At 57.5% G+C, this 13,265-nt stretch carries 14 protein-coding genes and 3 tRNA genes; 5 read left to right on the forward strand and 12 right to left on the reverse strand.

Going from position 1 to position 13,265, the window contains the following annotated elements; all coding sequences use genetic code 11:
- Positions 1-12: 12 nt before the first annotated feature.
- The gene (hisA, locus tag RSK20926_RS15735) at positions 13-735 is read right to left on the reverse strand and encodes a 1-(5-phosphoribosyl)-5-[(5-phosphoribosylamino)methylideneamino]imidazole-4-carboxamide isomerase (RefSeq protein WP_037255378.1); all 723 of its coding nucleotides are present in this window, start codon (positions 733-735) and stop codon (positions 13-15) included.
- 154 nt (positions 736-889) lie between these two features.
- Between hisA and RSK20926_RS15740 the strand changes: the two genes are divergently transcribed.
- Positions 890-1,288, forward strand: coding sequence for a DUF2147 domain-containing protein (locus RSK20926_RS15740; RefSeq protein WP_037255346.1), 399 nt, complete (start codon positions 890-892; stop codon positions 1,286-1,288).
- Between the two features lie 35 nt (positions 1,289-1,323).
- Here the strand turns inward: RSK20926_RS15740 and RSK20926_RS15745 are convergent, their stop codons facing one another.
- On the reverse strand, positions 1,324-1,575 hold the full coding sequence (locus RSK20926_RS15745) for a WGR domain-containing protein (RefSeq protein ID WP_008208194.1): 252 nt from the start codon (positions 1,573-1,575) through the stop codon (positions 1,324-1,326).
- Between the two features lie 162 nt (positions 1,576-1,737).
- Positions 1,738-2,274, reverse strand: a complete 537-nt coding sequence (locus RSK20926_RS15750; RefSeq protein ID WP_008208196.1) for a peroxiredoxin-like family protein — start codon at positions 2,272-2,274, stop codon at positions 1,738-1,740.
- 130 nt (positions 2,275-2,404) lie between these two features.
- On the opposite strand from RSK20926_RS15750, the gene RSK20926_RS15755 reads away from it, so the two are divergent.
- The gene (locus RSK20926_RS15755) at positions 2,405-3,136 is read left to right on the forward strand and encodes a helix-turn-helix transcriptional regulator (RefSeq protein WP_008208197.1); all 732 of its coding nucleotides are present in this window, start codon (positions 2,405-2,407) and stop codon (positions 3,134-3,136) included.
- Between the two features lie 139 nt (positions 3,137-3,275).
- Here RSK20926_RS15755 and hisH read toward each other — a convergent pair whose 3' ends face one another.
- On the reverse strand, positions 3,276-3,914 hold the full coding sequence (gene hisH / locus RSK20926_RS15760; protein ID WP_008208198.1) for an imidazole glycerol phosphate synthase subunit HisH: 639 nt from the start codon (positions 3,912-3,914) through the stop codon (positions 3,276-3,278).
- A gap of 78 nt (positions 3,915-3,992) precedes the next feature.
- Entirely contained in the window at positions 3,993-4,619 is a 627-nt protein-coding gene (locus tag RSK20926_RS15765) for a TetR/AcrR family transcriptional regulator (protein ID WP_008208199.1), read from the reverse strand.
- A gap of 92 nt (positions 4,620-4,711) precedes the next feature.
- Between RSK20926_RS15765 and RSK20926_RS15770 the strand changes: the two genes are divergently transcribed.
- Positions 4,712-5,335 (forward strand): DUF2306 domain-containing protein, encoded by a 624-nt coding sequence (locus RSK20926_RS15770; RefSeq protein WP_008208200.1) that lies wholly within the window; start codon positions 4,712-4,714, stop codon positions 5,333-5,335.
- Positions 5,336-5,365: 30 nt separating this feature from the next.
- On the opposite strand, the gene hisB is transcribed toward RSK20926_RS15770, so the two are convergent.
- Positions 5,366-5,953, reverse strand: a complete 588-nt coding sequence (gene hisB, locus RSK20926_RS15775) for an imidazoleglycerol-phosphate dehydratase HisB (RefSeq protein ID WP_008208202.1) — start codon at positions 5,951-5,953, stop codon at positions 5,366-5,368.
- A 178-nt stretch (positions 5,954-6,131) separates the two neighbouring features.
- On the opposite strand from hisB, the gene RSK20926_RS15780 reads away from it, so the two are divergent.
- Complete coding sequence (locus tag RSK20926_RS15780; RefSeq protein ID WP_008208204.1) at positions 6,132-6,371, forward strand: Lrp/AsnC family transcriptional regulator; 240 nt, start codon at positions 6,132-6,134, stop codon at positions 6,369-6,371.
- Positions 6,372-6,462: 91 nt separating this feature from the next.
- Here RSK20926_RS15780 and RSK20926_RS15785 read toward each other — a convergent pair whose 3' ends face one another.
- Both RSK20926_RS15785 and RSK20926_RS15790 read right to left on the reverse strand, forming a co-directional pair.
- Entirely contained in the window at positions 6,463-7,833 is a 1,371-nt protein-coding gene (locus RSK20926_RS15785; RefSeq protein ID WP_008208206.1) for an aminotransferase, read from the reverse strand.
- A gap of 231 nt (positions 7,834-8,064) precedes the next feature.
- A tRNA-Gly gene (locus RSK20926_RS15790) sits at positions 8,065-8,139 on the reverse strand.
- A 329-nt stretch (positions 8,140-8,468) separates the two neighbouring features.
- On the opposite strand from RSK20926_RS15790, the gene RSK20926_RS15795 reads away from it, so the two are divergent.
- Positions 8,469-10,109, forward strand: coding sequence for a calcium-binding protein (locus tag RSK20926_RS15795; RefSeq protein ID WP_008208208.1), 1,641 nt, complete (start codon positions 8,469-8,471; stop codon positions 10,107-10,109).
- A 341-nt stretch (positions 10,110-10,450) separates the two neighbouring features.
- On the opposite strand, the gene RSK20926_RS15800 is transcribed toward RSK20926_RS15795, so the two are convergent.
- From RSK20926_RS15800 to RSK20926_RS15815, 4 genes are all read right to left on the reverse strand, one after another.
- A tRNA-Gly gene (locus tag RSK20926_RS15800) sits at positions 10,451-10,525 on the reverse strand.
- 157 nt (positions 10,526-10,682) lie between these two features.
- Positions 10,683-11,573, reverse strand: coding sequence for a NaeI family type II restriction endonuclease (locus RSK20926_RS15805; RefSeq protein ID WP_008208209.1), 891 nt, complete (start codon positions 11,571-11,573; stop codon positions 10,683-10,685).
- Between the two features lie 123 nt (positions 11,574-11,696).
- Positions 11,697-12,656, reverse strand: coding sequence for a DNA cytosine methyltransferase (locus tag RSK20926_RS15810; protein ID WP_008208210.1), 960 nt, complete (start codon positions 12,654-12,656; stop codon positions 11,697-11,699).
- A gap of 142 nt (positions 12,657-12,798) precedes the next feature.
- Positions 12,799-12,873, reverse strand: a tRNA-Gly gene (locus RSK20926_RS15815).
- Positions 12,874-13,265: the final 392 nt, after the last annotated feature.

A 13,265-nucleotide genomic window follows, 5' to 3' on the forward strand; every position in this document is an offset into this window, starting at 1 on the left:
CATAGCCAAGGATCAGCCTTTCAGAAGGTTCAGCGCCTCACCAAGATCAATCGCTCCGTCGTAGAGCGCGCGGCCGGAGATCGCGCCGTTCAGGGGTGCGCCGCAGGATTTCAGCGCCTTGAGGTCCTCAAGTGACGAAACTCCACCGGAGGCGATCACCGGAATGGAGACCGCTTTGGCCAGGGCCGCGGTGGCCTCGACATTAGGGCCCTTCATGGCGCCGTCGCGCAGGATATCGGTGTAGATGATGGCTGCAACGCCCGCGTCTTCAAAGCTCTTTGCCAGATCTGTCACCATGACATCGGTCTCTTCGGCCCAGCCCTTGGTTGCGACCTTGCCGTTGCGGGCGTCGATGCCGACGGCGACCTTGCCGGGGAATTCGCGTGCGGCTTCGCGCACCAATTCGGGGTTCTCTACCGCGACCGTGCCCAGGATCACGCGAGCCAGGCCCTTGGTGATCCAGCCCTCGATAGTCTTCATGTCGCGGATGCCACCGCCAAGCTGGGCGGGCACTTTGCACTGCTTCAGGATCTCTTCCACCGGGGCGGCATTGACCGGCTCACCCGCAAAGGCACCGTTGAGGTCAACCAAATGCAGCCATTCGCAGCCTGCGGCAACAAACTCCAGCGCCTGGGAGGCAGGGTTATCGTTGAACACGGTGGTTTTGTCCATGTCACCATGCAGAAGGCGGACGGCCTGGCCATCTTTGAGGTCAATCGCGGGGTAAAGGATCATTTGCGCTGCCTTTGTCATCAGGGCCGGGGGATCCGGCCGGATCTGTCAGCGGTGTTTTGCACAAGGCGGGGCAGGATTGCAACGCGACCCAAAGTCAAGCTTGCTTGAATCCGCATCCATGCGTCACTCTGACCAAAAAAATGGGAGAAGACTTATGCGGAGAATTCTGACGACGGCTTTGGCTGCTGGATTTGCGGCTTTCACATCTGTTGGTATGGCGTTGGCTGATCCGGTGCTGGGCACCTGGCAGACGCAGCCGGATGATGGCTCTTACGCGCATATCAAAATGCAGAAATGTGGCGCGGCTATCTGTGGCAAGATCGCCCGGACGTTTAACTCGGATGGTGAGTATCAATCCCCCAACATTGGCAAGACCCTGGTCATCGACATGGTTCCCGGTGGTGGTGGCTATTATGAGGGCAAGGTCTGGCGTCCCTCGAATGACAAGATTTATGTGGGTAAGATGGACCTCAGCGGCAAGAAGCTGGCGCTGCGTGGTTGCGTTGCCGGCGGGCTGATCTGCTCCAAACAAACCTGGACCCGCGTGGATTAAGGGGGAGCCCTACGAGCAGGGGTTGTTAGAAATTCCTAGAGCAGCCCCAGTTGCACCGGGATCGGAACAAAGCCGCGCCTGATCGCCTGATCGCGCAATAGATCAAAACTCTGGCTGGCCTCGGCGTGGTTCAGGAAGTAACCGCGCCGGAGCTGCCCACCGGCGGCACCAATCGGGCCTTTGGCTTGTTCCAGACACCATTCCCCAAAAAGCGTCTGGCTGAGCCGCAGCACGCAATAGCGATGATGACCTTCGATATGGTCGAATTTTTCCAGCCGGATCTGCACGAAAGGGTCTTTGCCTGTTTCTTTTCAGGGCCTCTCTATGCCTGCAAGCGGCGGCGCTGTCCATCTTCGCCTGCATCTGTTCGAGGGGAGCAAGATCAAAAAACGGCTGCCCCTTTGCTGGGGCAGCCGCTGAAACTGAAAGTTCAGTTTGGCGGGGGGAGGTTAAACCGCCCCGGTGTACTCGCCACGTGCGGGGTAGTCATTGGCAATGGCAAAATCCAACGCGCCGACCAGCTCTGAGAAATGCGGGCGTACAAAGGGCATGGTCTGGGTCGAGCCATAGTAAAGCGTCTGCTCAGGTGTCACCATGAAGAGGCCGGGTTCCGAGAAGAGGGCAGGCTCTTCGATTCCGATGGAGGTCTTGCCGCGAGAAGTTGAGATGTAGAGCCCCCATTCGCGGGCTTTTTCCAGCGACAGATCATAGGCGAACCGCAGAGCGCTGGCTTCGATCTTATCCGCCATCGCACGGGTGCGTTCCTCACCATCCGAGGAAATGGCGACACAGTTGACGCCGCGCTCGGCAAAATCAGCAACGCGCTTTTCCAGCTCTTTCAGATATGTGGCGCAGAGCGGGCAATGCAATCCACGATAAAAGCAGACCACGGTGCCACGGCTGCCCTCTTCGCTGGAGAGGTCAAAGGTCCCGCCACCAAGCAGGGGCAGGTTAAGGTCAGGGGTCTTTTGGCGTGGGGTCAGCATTGCTGCGCTCCTTACATGGTGGATATTGGATGGTGAGTGTTTCTTGCTCCCCTTGTGTCAGATTTTGAATGCTTGAAAATCCGAAAAACCAAACCTAAAATCTGATATTCGGTGGTTTTGAAGGAGATATATGGTGGATCGGCTCACCACACTGATGGAGCGTTTCCAGCTCAGCGTTTCGCCTGCCGACCGGGTAGAGGCCAATCTTCTGGCACTTGGCGATCAGGAACAGCCGACCTGCCTTAAGTTTTATCCCCGTGGCCAGGCCGACTATGGGGGGCAGAAAGACCTGTTGTTTGCCGCCCGCGTAGATTGGGTTTCGGGGCACAACCCTTTGATGTCGGCTCTGCCGAAGATGGTGCATTTTGATCTGAGTGCGAGCGGCGATACGCTGGATCTGGTGCAACTTATGCTCAGCGAGGCGCGGGTGCACCGCTGTGGGGCGCAATCGGTGATCAACCGCCTTGGTGAAGTACTGATGGTGCGGCTCCTGCGCAATCAGATCGAGCAGGGCGCGACAGAACCCGGTCTGCTGGCTGGGCTGGCAGATGCGCGGCTCAGCCGGGCTATTGTCTGTATCCATGACCACCCTGGGCGACTCTGGTCCAATGGGGATCTCGCGGCAGAGGCCGGGCTATCGCTGTCGCGCTTTTGTCAGCTATTTGCCGCAGAAGTCGGGGAGACGCCGATGGGGTATCTGCGGCGCTGGCGCTTGACCCTGGCGCATCAGGACCTGGGGCGAGGGGACCGGGTGGAGGCGGTGGCGCGGCGCTATGCCTATTCCTCCCCCGAGGGGTTCACCCGTGCCTTTCGTAAAGCCTATGGCCTGGCGCCAGTTGCTCTGCGTCAGGCGGTTGGCTAGGGCATGGGCTGGGCCTGCGAGACGCAGACTGCCGCTGCGGTTTAACCCGTGTAGGTCGGAACGAGGTGGGGAATCTGGAAAGTGGCAGGGATGTGAAAAAGGGCGCTTGTGCGCCCTTGCTCCTTGATCTGTCTTGCCCTCAGGGCGTCCAGGTCAGGAAATTGCCAATCATGCGCAGCCCCACATCCTGGCTTTTCTCCGGGTGGAACTGCATACCCAGCATGGTGTCGCGTCCGATCACCGCAGTCACATCACCGGCATAGTCCACATGGGCCAGCCGTTCGGCGTCATTCTGCGCCTTGAAGTGATAGGAGTGCACAAAATAGACGTGATCGCCGGATTTGATCCCGTCAAAAATTGCATGGGGGTGGTCAATTACCAGATCGTTCCATCCCATGTGGGGCACTTTCAGGTTGGTATCCTCTGGGGTGATCTTCACCACATCACCCGAGACCCAATCAAGCCCGGTTGTTTCCTGGTATTCCAGACCCCGGCTCGCCATCAGCTGCATGCCGACGCAGATGCCCAAAAAGGGGCGCCCCTTGGTCTCGACCGCCTCGACCATGGCATCATAGATGCCTTTGTGGCCACGCAGCTCTGCCGCGCAGGCCGGGAAGGCGCCGTCACCCGGCAGCACCAGCCTATCGGCCCGGGCGACAACATCCGCATCCGAGGTGACAACGACCTCACCTGCGTCCACTTCCCGTGCCATGCGCTGGAAGGCCTTTTCAGCGGAATGAAGATTTCCCGATTCGTAGTCGATGATGGCAGTCAGCATGGGGCGATCTCTCCAGGTGGTCCGGTCTTGACCTCTCTTGAATGATGCAAAAGGTCAAGACCACAGGAGGGGCAGGGGTTACTTTGCGGCAGATGCTGTGTCGATATCCCGGCCAATTCCCCGCAAGAGCGCCATGACCGGAAGGAACAGCGGGTGGTGATCCGCACTGCCATCTGATGGGCCAAAGGTGCCCGCAAGAAACAGATGCGAAAACCCGTGGATCAGCGACCAGACCTGCGTTTCAATGACCCTCGGCTCCGTGCCTTCTGGAACGAAGGGGGCGCAGGCAGCGCGCAGAACCCCGTAAGCAGTGGCATCGCCTGGGCTTGGGGGCTCTTCGAACCGATCCATCGGGCCACAGCTGAAGATCAGGTCAAAGAGGGCAGGGTTTTCCACTGCAAAATCCAGATATCCGCGGCAAAGCGACAGGATATGCCCCTTTGGGGATTGGTCGCCGGTCTCGCGCGCCTGGATCATCTTGTTGCGAAAGCGATCGAACCCTTCGGCGGCGATGGCCGCGCGCAGGCCGGCGAGCCCGTCAAAGTGATGCGCCGGAGCGGCATGTGAGACCCCTGCACGGGCAGCACAGCGGCGCAGGGTCAGCGATTCGGCGCCGCCCTCATCCAGAATTTCGATGCCCGCGCGGATCAAGGCGGCCCGAAGGTCCCCGTGGTGGTGCGATTTTTTATCTTTGGCTTCAGTCATTTGGTGGCAAGGGTAGCAGTTAACTTGACAGTGTCAATCTGATCTGATTTTTACTATGTAAAGTTTACAGTGTCAAGTTTGGGGGAGGCGAAATGACCATGCGTGTTTTGGACCTGTTGCGGGGTGTGTTTTTCTGGCTGCTCTGTGTGCTGATTGCACTGGCCTCCTGGCGGTTCCTGGTTCTGGGGGTTGAGGTCTCTATGCCCTTTGTTGCCTATCACGCAGGCGAACGCCCCTGGAGTTTCTTTGCTCATATTGGGCTTGCGCCCGTGGCATTGGCATTGATGCCCTTTCAGTTCTGGAAGGGGTTGCGGCAGCGGCGACCTATCCTGCACCGCTGGATCGGACGCAGCTATGGTGTGGCTATTTTGCTCTCTGGCTGTGGCGCGCTGATGATGGCGCTAAACTCCACCGCTGGGCCTGTCGCCGCCTCGGGCTTTGCGGTCCTGGCACTGCTCTGGTTGGGGACAACCGGCCTTGGGATCTTTGCGGCCATTCAGGGTCGCTACCTGGATCACCAGCGCTGGATGCTGCGTTCTGCGGCCCTGACCTTTGCGGCGGTGACGCTGCGGGTCTATCTGCCCTTTCTCTTTGCCACATTAGGCGAAGAAAGCGGCTATAGCCTGGTGGCCTGGGCCTGCTGGGTTCCCAATGCACTGGTGGCGGAATGGTTGATCCGCCGGAGTGCAAAAAAGCCGGTTGTCCAACCGGCTTGATGCGTCTCGTTTTGATGGAATTTGGGGCGTTCAGAGCGCCCCTTTGGTTGACGGGATGGCATCCGCTTTGCGCGGGTCGGTCTCAACCGCCAGACGCAGGGCGCGGGCCACGGCCTTAAAGGCGGCCTCAACAATGTGGTGGCTGTTGAACCCGTGCAATTGGTCGATGTGCAGAGTGATGCCGCCATGGGCCGCCAGCGCGGTAAAGAACTCCCGCACCAGCTCGGTGTCAAAGGTGCCGATCTTCTGGGTTGCGATCTCGACATTCCAGACCAGAAAGGGGCGCGCTGAAAGGTCCAGCGCACAGCGTACCTGGGCATCATCCATCGGCAGGTGGCATTCTCCGTAGCGGCGGATGCCTTTCTTGTCGCCAAGCGCTTGCGCCAGGGCCTGCCCCAGAGCGATGCCCGTGTCCTCCACCGTGTGGTGGTCATCGATGTGGTAATCCCCCTTGGCGCGGATCGTCATGTCGATCAGGGAATGGCGCGCCAGTTGGTCCAGCATATGGTCAAAGAAGCCAACGCCGGTCTGATTGTCGTAGGAACCGCTGCCATCAAGGTTGATCTCAACCGTGATTTCGGTCTCGGCGGTCTGACGGCTGATCTTGGCGCTGCGCATGGCGATATCCTCTGTGTTCTGCGCTAGGCTTATAGGGCTGGTCTGGGGCTTGGCTCAAGCCCTAGCGCACGCGTGAAGGCTCTGGTGTTGCCCGGAGGGGCTGCGGCCATTGCGCCCAGGCGCCGCGCGTGTCAGCTTGGGTCACAAATCACCCTTTTCAAAGGAACAAGAGCCGCCCATGTCGACCTGTGTTTTTATCCAGATCCGCTGCAAGCCCGGCACCACCTACAAAGTGGCAGAAGAGATCGCCCTACGCGAGATCCACTCGGAGCTTTATTCCACCAGCGGTGAATATGATCTCCTGATGAAGCTCTACATTCCGGGGGATGAGGATGTTGGGAAATATATCAACGACCATCTCCTGGTGATCGAGAATATCGAACGCTCTTTGACCACCATGACCTTTAAGGTTTTCTAGGCCAATCAGGCCCATGAATAGCGCCAAGCCTGCGTGCAACAATAGAAAACGCCCCGGAGCACCGGGGCGTTTTTTGTTTCAGGCAGAAGAGTTAAGCTTCAAGCAGGCCCTCGGATTTGAGGCTGTCATAGCTGCTGTCCAGCGCGGTTCCTACGCGGGCGAGCATGTCGTCGACTTCAGCTTTGGTGATGATCAGGGGCGGGCAGAACGCCAGCGCATTGCCGGCTACCGCGCGCAGGATGACACCATTGTCCTGGCAGGCCTTCACGGTGGCTGCGCCGCCCTTGCCACCGGCAATGGTCGCGCCTGTGGTTTTGTTAGAGACCAACTCCAGTGCTGCAATCAGACCTTTGCCGCGCACTTCGCCCACAAGCGGGTGATCGGTGAAGATTTCACGAAGTTGGGCCTGCATGTATTCGCCGACCTCGGCCGCATGATCATAAAGATTGTCGCGCTCATAGATTTCCAGCGTCTTCAGCGCGGCGGCGCAGGCGGCGGGGTGGCCGGAATAGGTGTAGCCATGGCCAAAGACGCCAACTTCGTTCGAAGGAGCCACCATTTCCTTATACATCCAGCCGGGAATGACCGAAGCGGAGATCGGGAAATAGGCTGAGGAGAGCTGCTTGGCGAAGGTCATCAGATCCGGCTTGATGCCCATGGTGGTGCAGCCGAAATCCGCACCGGTGCGGCCAAAGCCGCAGATCACCTCATCCGCCCAGACCAAGATGCCGTATTTGCGCAGCAACTCCTGCAGCTTCTCATAATAGCCGTCGGGCGGGACGATCACGCCGGAGGCGCCGGTGATCGGCTCCACGATCATTGCTGCAATGGTATCGGGATCCTCGGCCAGAATCTGATTTTCGAGGTTCTTCAGGATACGGTCGACAAACTGCGCCTCGGTCTCATTGCCCTGACGGCCGGTGTAGTAATGCGGTGCATCGGTGCGAAGGATGCTCAGCGCCTCAATCGGGGCATCAAAATGCGCCAGGTTTGCGGGCAGGGAGGTCAGCGAGCCTGCTGCAACGGTAACGCCGTGATAACCGCGCTCACGGGTGATAATCTTGCGCTTTTGCGGCTTGCCGATGGCATTGAAGTAATAGCGCAGCATCTTGTAATGGCTGTCATTGGCGTCTGAGCCTGAGTTGCCAAAGAAGAAATAGGCGTCCTCGACCGGCACCATTGATTTTAGTTTTTCCGCCAGATCGATGATCGGCTGATGGGTCTTGCCGCCAAAGGTATGGGAAAAGGGCAGGGTGTTGAGCTGCTGAGTGATCGCGTCGATCACCTCCTTGTTGTCATAGCCCAGAGATGTGCACCACAGACCTGCCAGGCCTTCGATGTATTTGTTGCCCTTGTCGTCAAAGACATAGATGCCTTCGCCGCGTTCCAGACACATCTGTTCCGTCGCGGTGAGATTGGTGGTGGGGTAGATGACTGGGGCCATATCTGCTTCCTCCTGCACTCCGGTTTTGCTCCTGGGATGACCGGTGAGATTCGTCCAAAGCCGGGCGTTCCCGGCGGCTTTGCATTAGCATTGGCGGTTTTTTCAAAGTAGGTCAAAGGAATTTGATCAAAAAATCCTAACAGTAGTCCAGCCCTTTGCAGAGCAATGGAAATGAAGCATGAAAAACAAAGGGATAAGAAACCAAAAGGCCGCTGTCGCAATGCGCGCAACGGCCTTTTCAGATCCCGATGGAGCGGGCGAGGCGATTCGAACGCCCGACCCTAACCTTGGCAAGGTTATGCTCTACCCCTGAGCTACGCCCGCGCTGCCATCTGGTAGGGTGGGATTTAGGAAAAACGCCAAAGGAAGGCAAGAGGCAAAAGCAAGATCAATGTCAAAAAGTGTTCGATAGTTATGCCCAACTTGTCATCTCGGGAATTCTACGTTTCCTAATTTGTGCATAACCTTTCCAGGCATCTTTGGCGCTCCTTCCCCCAGATAGAACTAGGCTACCCTGCAATATGGCGTGCATGTTCGTTTCGGGTATCTCTTTTGGGTTGAGGGGGGCACAGCTGCGGATTAAGGTCCTCGCTGTGTTTGACACCCATGCATTTATCCAAACACATTTAATCAATTTGTAGAAAGGGCTCCCAATGCCTACCCCCTTGCAAAAAACTCTTACTTCATTTCTGCCAAACTGGATCGAAAGTTTTGCACAAAGCGTAAAATCTGAAGCTCCAACAGAAGATCAGAACGCCGCCAAAGCAAAAGATATCGAGGTGATTGAGTATAGGCTTGCAGCCGATGGTGACACAATCACAGGTGGGGCGGACGACGATCACCTGTCAGGAACCGATGATGATGAATTCCTGATCGGTCTAGGCGGAGATGATACACTCCAGGGCGGCGCTGGTGATGATGATCTGGACGGTGGCGAAGGGGATGACTTTCTTGTTGGTGGAACCAGCACCGGAGCGGGCAGCGGTGAGGACACCCTAAGAGGTGGCGCTGGAGAAGACACCCTGATGGCTGGTCTTGAAGGTGGCTTGTTGCAGGGGGGCGCTGATGACGATTTGCTCCTGGGTCTCGCAGGCGACGATCGAATGGAAGGTGGGTATGGAGATGATGTATTAAGAGGAGCGGCCGGTGAAGATGAGCTTTTTGGAAACTCGGGTCATGACGAACTCTTGGGGGATGATGGCAATGACTATCTGAGTGGTCACACCGGCGATGACACCCTAGTGGGAGGACGCGGTCGCGACAGTTTGCGTGGCGGCCAAGGCAATGACTCTCTACGCGGCAATGCTGGCAATGACATTATTGATGGCCATGAAGGCGATGACACCCTCTTGGGGGACCGGGGCCACGACACCCTTTCGGGCGGCGCTGGTGATGACTATTTGCACGGCGGCGAAAGCTCTGACCTGCTCCTAGGTGGGGCAGGTGACGATTCGATGGTCGGTGGCGTGGGGAGCGATACCCTCTATGGTGGGGAAGGCAATGACAGAATTGAGGTCAATACCCATTCATGGAGTAGTCGAAATACAGGAAGTTTTGTCGATGGTGGCAGTGGGAATGATTCCATCAGCGGAGCGATTGGTGACGATACGCTCTTGGGTGGAGATGGGGATGACACCATTAGAGGCGGTTCTGGGGCTGATTCCATAGATGGCGGCAGTGGAGATGATAGATTGTTTGGGTCCCGCGGCTATGGGGATAGCGAAGGGATCCTGATTACTGGTGGCTCAGGAAACGATACCATTTTTGGAGATGGAACAATCCACGGCGGGACCGGTGATGATAGTATTGATGGGGGTTACCGTCAGGATACCATCTATGGCGGCGAAGGTAGTGACTATATTCGAGGTGAGGGCGATGATGACCTGATATTCGGCGGTGATGGAGATGATGCCCTGCGTGGCAATGGAGGCGATGATACCCTTTACGCTGATAGCGGTTCGGACACCTTGATTGGGGGTGCGGATGATGATCACCTCTATGCGGGTGACGGTTCTTCATTGCTAACAGGTGGTGAGGACGCAGATACCTTCTACTTTGGCAGCAATGAAGGGGTTTCTCGGATTACGGATTTCGAGGTGGAGCTGGACGCCCTGATGGTTTCGGATGGGGGAGACTATGTGCAGCTCAGCGCGTCGGACCTCACCCAGGAAGGCGACCATGTCGTCTATTATGGGCAATCAGACCCCACGGTTGCCTCTTCGGCGCCTAGCATCATGTTCATCGAGAACGTTACGATTCAGGAATTGCTGGATAATGATGTAATCCTGTCCTAACTCTCTGAAAGTTTAGGGCCAAGGGCAGCGTCCAAACTGCGACGCTGCCTTTTTTGTTGAGCGGCTGAGCTTGCTTGCTTCAAACAAATGGACGCGACAAGTCGGGGAATCAATCAAAGATCGCTGTAGGGGGTAACTTTAGAAAATCATCAAGCTCTAGTGGAAAACGACTTTCGGGCTTAGGCTTTTTTTGCGAAAGCAATTGCCCTGCCATGGCTGTTAGTACAACCAATCCGTTGGTGGATCTCAGCGCGAGAGGAAAGCGAAATGCCAAGACTAGACATGGATTTTTGAAAGTGGGCTTCAACGTGACTTTGAGTTGTCAGCGTCATTTTACCTGATGGAGCGGGCGAGGCGATTCGAACGCCCGACCCTAACCTTGGCAAGGTTATGCTCTACCCCTGAGCTACGCCCGCGCTACCATCCGGTGAGCGCTGTTTAGGGCTTTCCGATTTGCGCCGCAAGTGGAAAATGACGGGAAATTTCTGTTGCCCAAGGAAATTTGGCCCAGGCGCGTCTGGGCGAATACTGTATTAGCTGGCTTCATATAAGGGCGGGCACTGCACTTGGGCCCTAGTCCAGATGATGCCTGGACTGTTGCACCAGACGGACATGATAGTCGCTTTCGATCCGGCAAGAGATGAATGCACCCGAGGGGCAGGAGGGCAGATCCAGCGCCTTGATCAGCTGCGCATCCTTTTGCCCTTCTAGCAACAGGATACGCTCACGGGCCAGAATATCGCGGGTTCCATGGCCCCCATCCGCGCGGATGCGGCGCATGAAGTCCTTTTGCTGGGCGACGGCCTCAACCACGTCGCGGGGAATGGGTTGCCTTTGGATTAGGCGAAACAGGTGGGCCATACGCTCGTTGCCGGTTTCACCTGCAAAAATCTGTTCTACGGCTTGGTCATCGGCATTGCGCCAGAAATTGGCCGGATAGGGATGATCCTTGAAAAGCCAGAGGATATGTTTGAAACCCTCGGCAGAGATGCTGCGCTTTGCGTCCTTGTTCTGCCCGGCAGTGAGGTAATCACGCCGCGCAACGATCAATCCCAGATAGCAACGCGCCCGCACCTCATCAGCAGCGACCAGCATACAGACAGAGTCGAGAGCCTCGGTTGGGATCATCCAGTTGCCGCCCATCGTATGTTTGATGTCCACGTCTTGACCCAGGATCAGGGTGTCGAGACGCCCCTTGCGCAGTCTCAGGAGTGCTCGCAACTCAATCTCCACCCGAGTGCCGATATAGGTCTTTTCGGTCTTTTCCAGATCCTCATAGGCGCGCCGCCCGGTCTTGGGCGTCATGATCACATCATCGATGCACTGTCGCAGCATCTGCGGCACATCGTGCTCCAGCGCCAAGGTGCCGCCAGCACGTGCGGTGATCTCGTCGGCCAGCGGGGTGAGGACCGCGAAATCCAGATGACCCGGCAGGACAAGGCTGTTTGGGAGTTTTTGCTTCATGGCAGGTACCGCCTGGCTGATAGGCCAGGCAGCGCCCGTCCCGCCCCCCCACGGGGCGGGCGCTTTACGCCCTCCCCGCGCGGGATGGGCGCTGCCTTCCACACCGTTTTTGAAAAGTCCGGCTTAGGCCCGCACAGCATGAAGTTTCGGCTTGGAAATCGCCGCCTTCAATTCTCGCGCCACGGCCTCTGCCACTGGGGGCGGGAAGGCATTGCCAACCTGACGGTAGGCATTGGTCTTGGCACCGGTGAAATGCCATTCATCCGGAAAACCCTGAATGCGTGCCACCATGCGCACGGTGAGCCGCGGCATATCATTGTGAAACGGATCCGGAGCCTCATAGGCGATTGTGCGCCCTTCAACACCCAGTGCAGCCCAGGCACGCCGGGCACGGGTTGGGCCCAGATCCGGACCACCGTGTTTCTTGGAGCCACCCACAATAGTGGGTGCAATCTCATCCGCCTTTGCGGCCCATGCCTCTGCGCCGCGCCAGCCGCGTTCCTGCATTAGGTCCAGCAGGGTTTCACCAACTGTGCGTGGGTTATGCGGCAGGGGTTCGGGCCAGTTGAACTGACCGGAGAACTCTTTGCGCAGGGCCACAATGGCAACACGCGGGCGCAACTGCGGGACCCCATAGTCAGAGGCATTCAATAGCCGCCAGTCGGTCTCGTAACCCAGTTTTGTCAGCTGCTTTTTCAGCTTCTCGCGGTAGTCGTGAAAGACCGCATCGAGGAAACCACGTACGTTTTCGATCATTACCGCGCGCGGACGGGTGGCATCTACAATCTCTATGGCATCGTCAAAGAGGTTTCGCTCATCCTTCTCGCCCAGCTGTTTTCCCGCAACGGAGAACGGCGGGCAGGGCAAGCCACCAGCCAGGAGGTCGATCCCGCGGTAATTTCCTGCAACCTCTTTGAAATTGCGCACGTCCTCTTCCAGCACATTCCAGGAGGGGCGGTTGTGGCGCAGGGTGGCACAGCAGTGCTTATCGATCTCCACCAGCGCAGTATGGTCAAAGCCTGCCTTTTCCAGCCCAAGGGCCTGGCCGCCTGCTCCTGCACATAGTTCCACCGATGTCAGCATTCTATTCTGCCTGCCCGCTTTTCGTTCTTGCTCTGTTCTTAGGTGGAAAGGTGATTCCACGCAAGGCTCTCTGTCGGGCAGGTTATGCGGAAATCCACAAAAGCGAAAGGCCGCCCCGAAGGGCGGCCTATTCGTTTCCCGATGGAGCGGGCGAGGCGATTCGAACGCCCGACCCTAACCTTGGCAAGGTTATGCTCTACCCCTGAGCTACGCCCGCGCTGCCATCCGGTGAGCGGTGAGATAGGGCTTTGGCCGCAGAGCTGCAAGGGTAAAAATGGGCTGTTGCGAAAAAAAGTTCAAAGAGAGCGACGGAACTGCGTGAGCCATGCGTTCCAGGACCAATGACAGGATTCAAAAGGGCATTTTGACATGGCACGTTTGGCAGCAAAACAATCAGATCTGGGTCGATTTGTCCTGCTGGGGGCCGCGATCTTTCTTGGCGGTGCGGTTCAGGGCAAAGACCTGATGGGTGAGGGGAAGCCTCATGCCAGAATGGAGCCGCATGCCGCTGTGGAGGCTCAAACCGCGTGGCCTGCTGTTCCGGAGATCACGGGAGAGAGGGCCTCTGTTTGGAAAGCTATTTGGGGCGGTACCTGTCCCGAGGCGGAG

This window comes from Roseobacter sp. SK209-2-6 (assembly GCF_000169455.1).
Classification (GTDB): Bacteria; Pseudomonadota; Alphaproteobacteria; order Rhodobacterales; family Rhodobacteraceae; genus Pseudophaeobacter.

What these genes read in the sequence shown, in the direction of transcription:
- hisA (WP_037255378.1), bottom strand. Translation starts at nt 735, where the DNA reads ATGATCCTTTACCCCGCGATTGACCTCAAAGATGGCCAGGCCGTCCGC.
- RSK20926_RS15740 (WP_037255346.1), top strand. Translation starts at nt 890, where the DNA reads ATGCGGAGAATTCTGACGACGGCTTTGGCTGCTGGATTTGCGGCTTTC.
- RSK20926_RS15750 (WP_008208196.1), bottom strand. Translation starts at nt 2,274, where the DNA reads ATGCTGACCCCACGCCAAAAGACCCCTGACCTTAACCTGCCCCTGCTT.
- RSK20926_RS15755 (WP_008208197.1), top strand. Translation starts at nt 2,405, where the DNA reads ATGGTGGATCGGCTCACCACACTGATGGAGCGTTTCCAGCTCAGCGTT.
- hisH (WP_008208198.1), bottom strand. Translation starts at nt 3,914, where the DNA reads ATGCTGACTGCCATCATCGACTACGAATCGGGAAATCTTCATTCCGCT.
- RSK20926_RS15765 (WP_008208199.1), bottom strand. Translation starts at nt 4,619, where the DNA reads ATGACTGAAGCCAAAGATAAAAAATCGCACCACCACGGGGACCTTCGG.
- RSK20926_RS15770 (WP_008208200.1), top strand. Translation starts at nt 4,712, where the DNA reads ATGACCATGCGTGTTTTGGACCTGTTGCGGGGTGTGTTTTTCTGGCTG.
- hisB (WP_008208202.1), bottom strand. Translation starts at nt 5,953, where the DNA reads ATGCGCAGCGCCAAGATCAGCCGTCAGACCGCCGAGACCGAAATCACG.
- RSK20926_RS15780 (WP_008208204.1), top strand. Translation starts at nt 6,132, where the DNA reads ATGTCGACCTGTGTTTTTATCCAGATCCGCTGCAAGCCCGGCACCACC.
- RSK20926_RS15795 (WP_008208208.1), top strand. Translation starts at nt 8,469, where the DNA reads ATGCCTACCCCCTTGCAAAAAACTCTTACTTCATTTCTGCCAAACTGG.
- RSK20926_RS15805 (WP_008208209.1), bottom strand. Translation starts at nt 11,573, where the DNA reads ATGAAGCAAAAACTCCCAAACAGCCTTGTCCTGCCGGGTCATCTGGAT.
- RSK20926_RS15810 (WP_008208210.1), bottom strand. Translation starts at nt 12,656, where the DNA reads ATGCTGACATCGGTGGAACTATGTGCAGGAGCAGGCGGCCAGGCCCTT.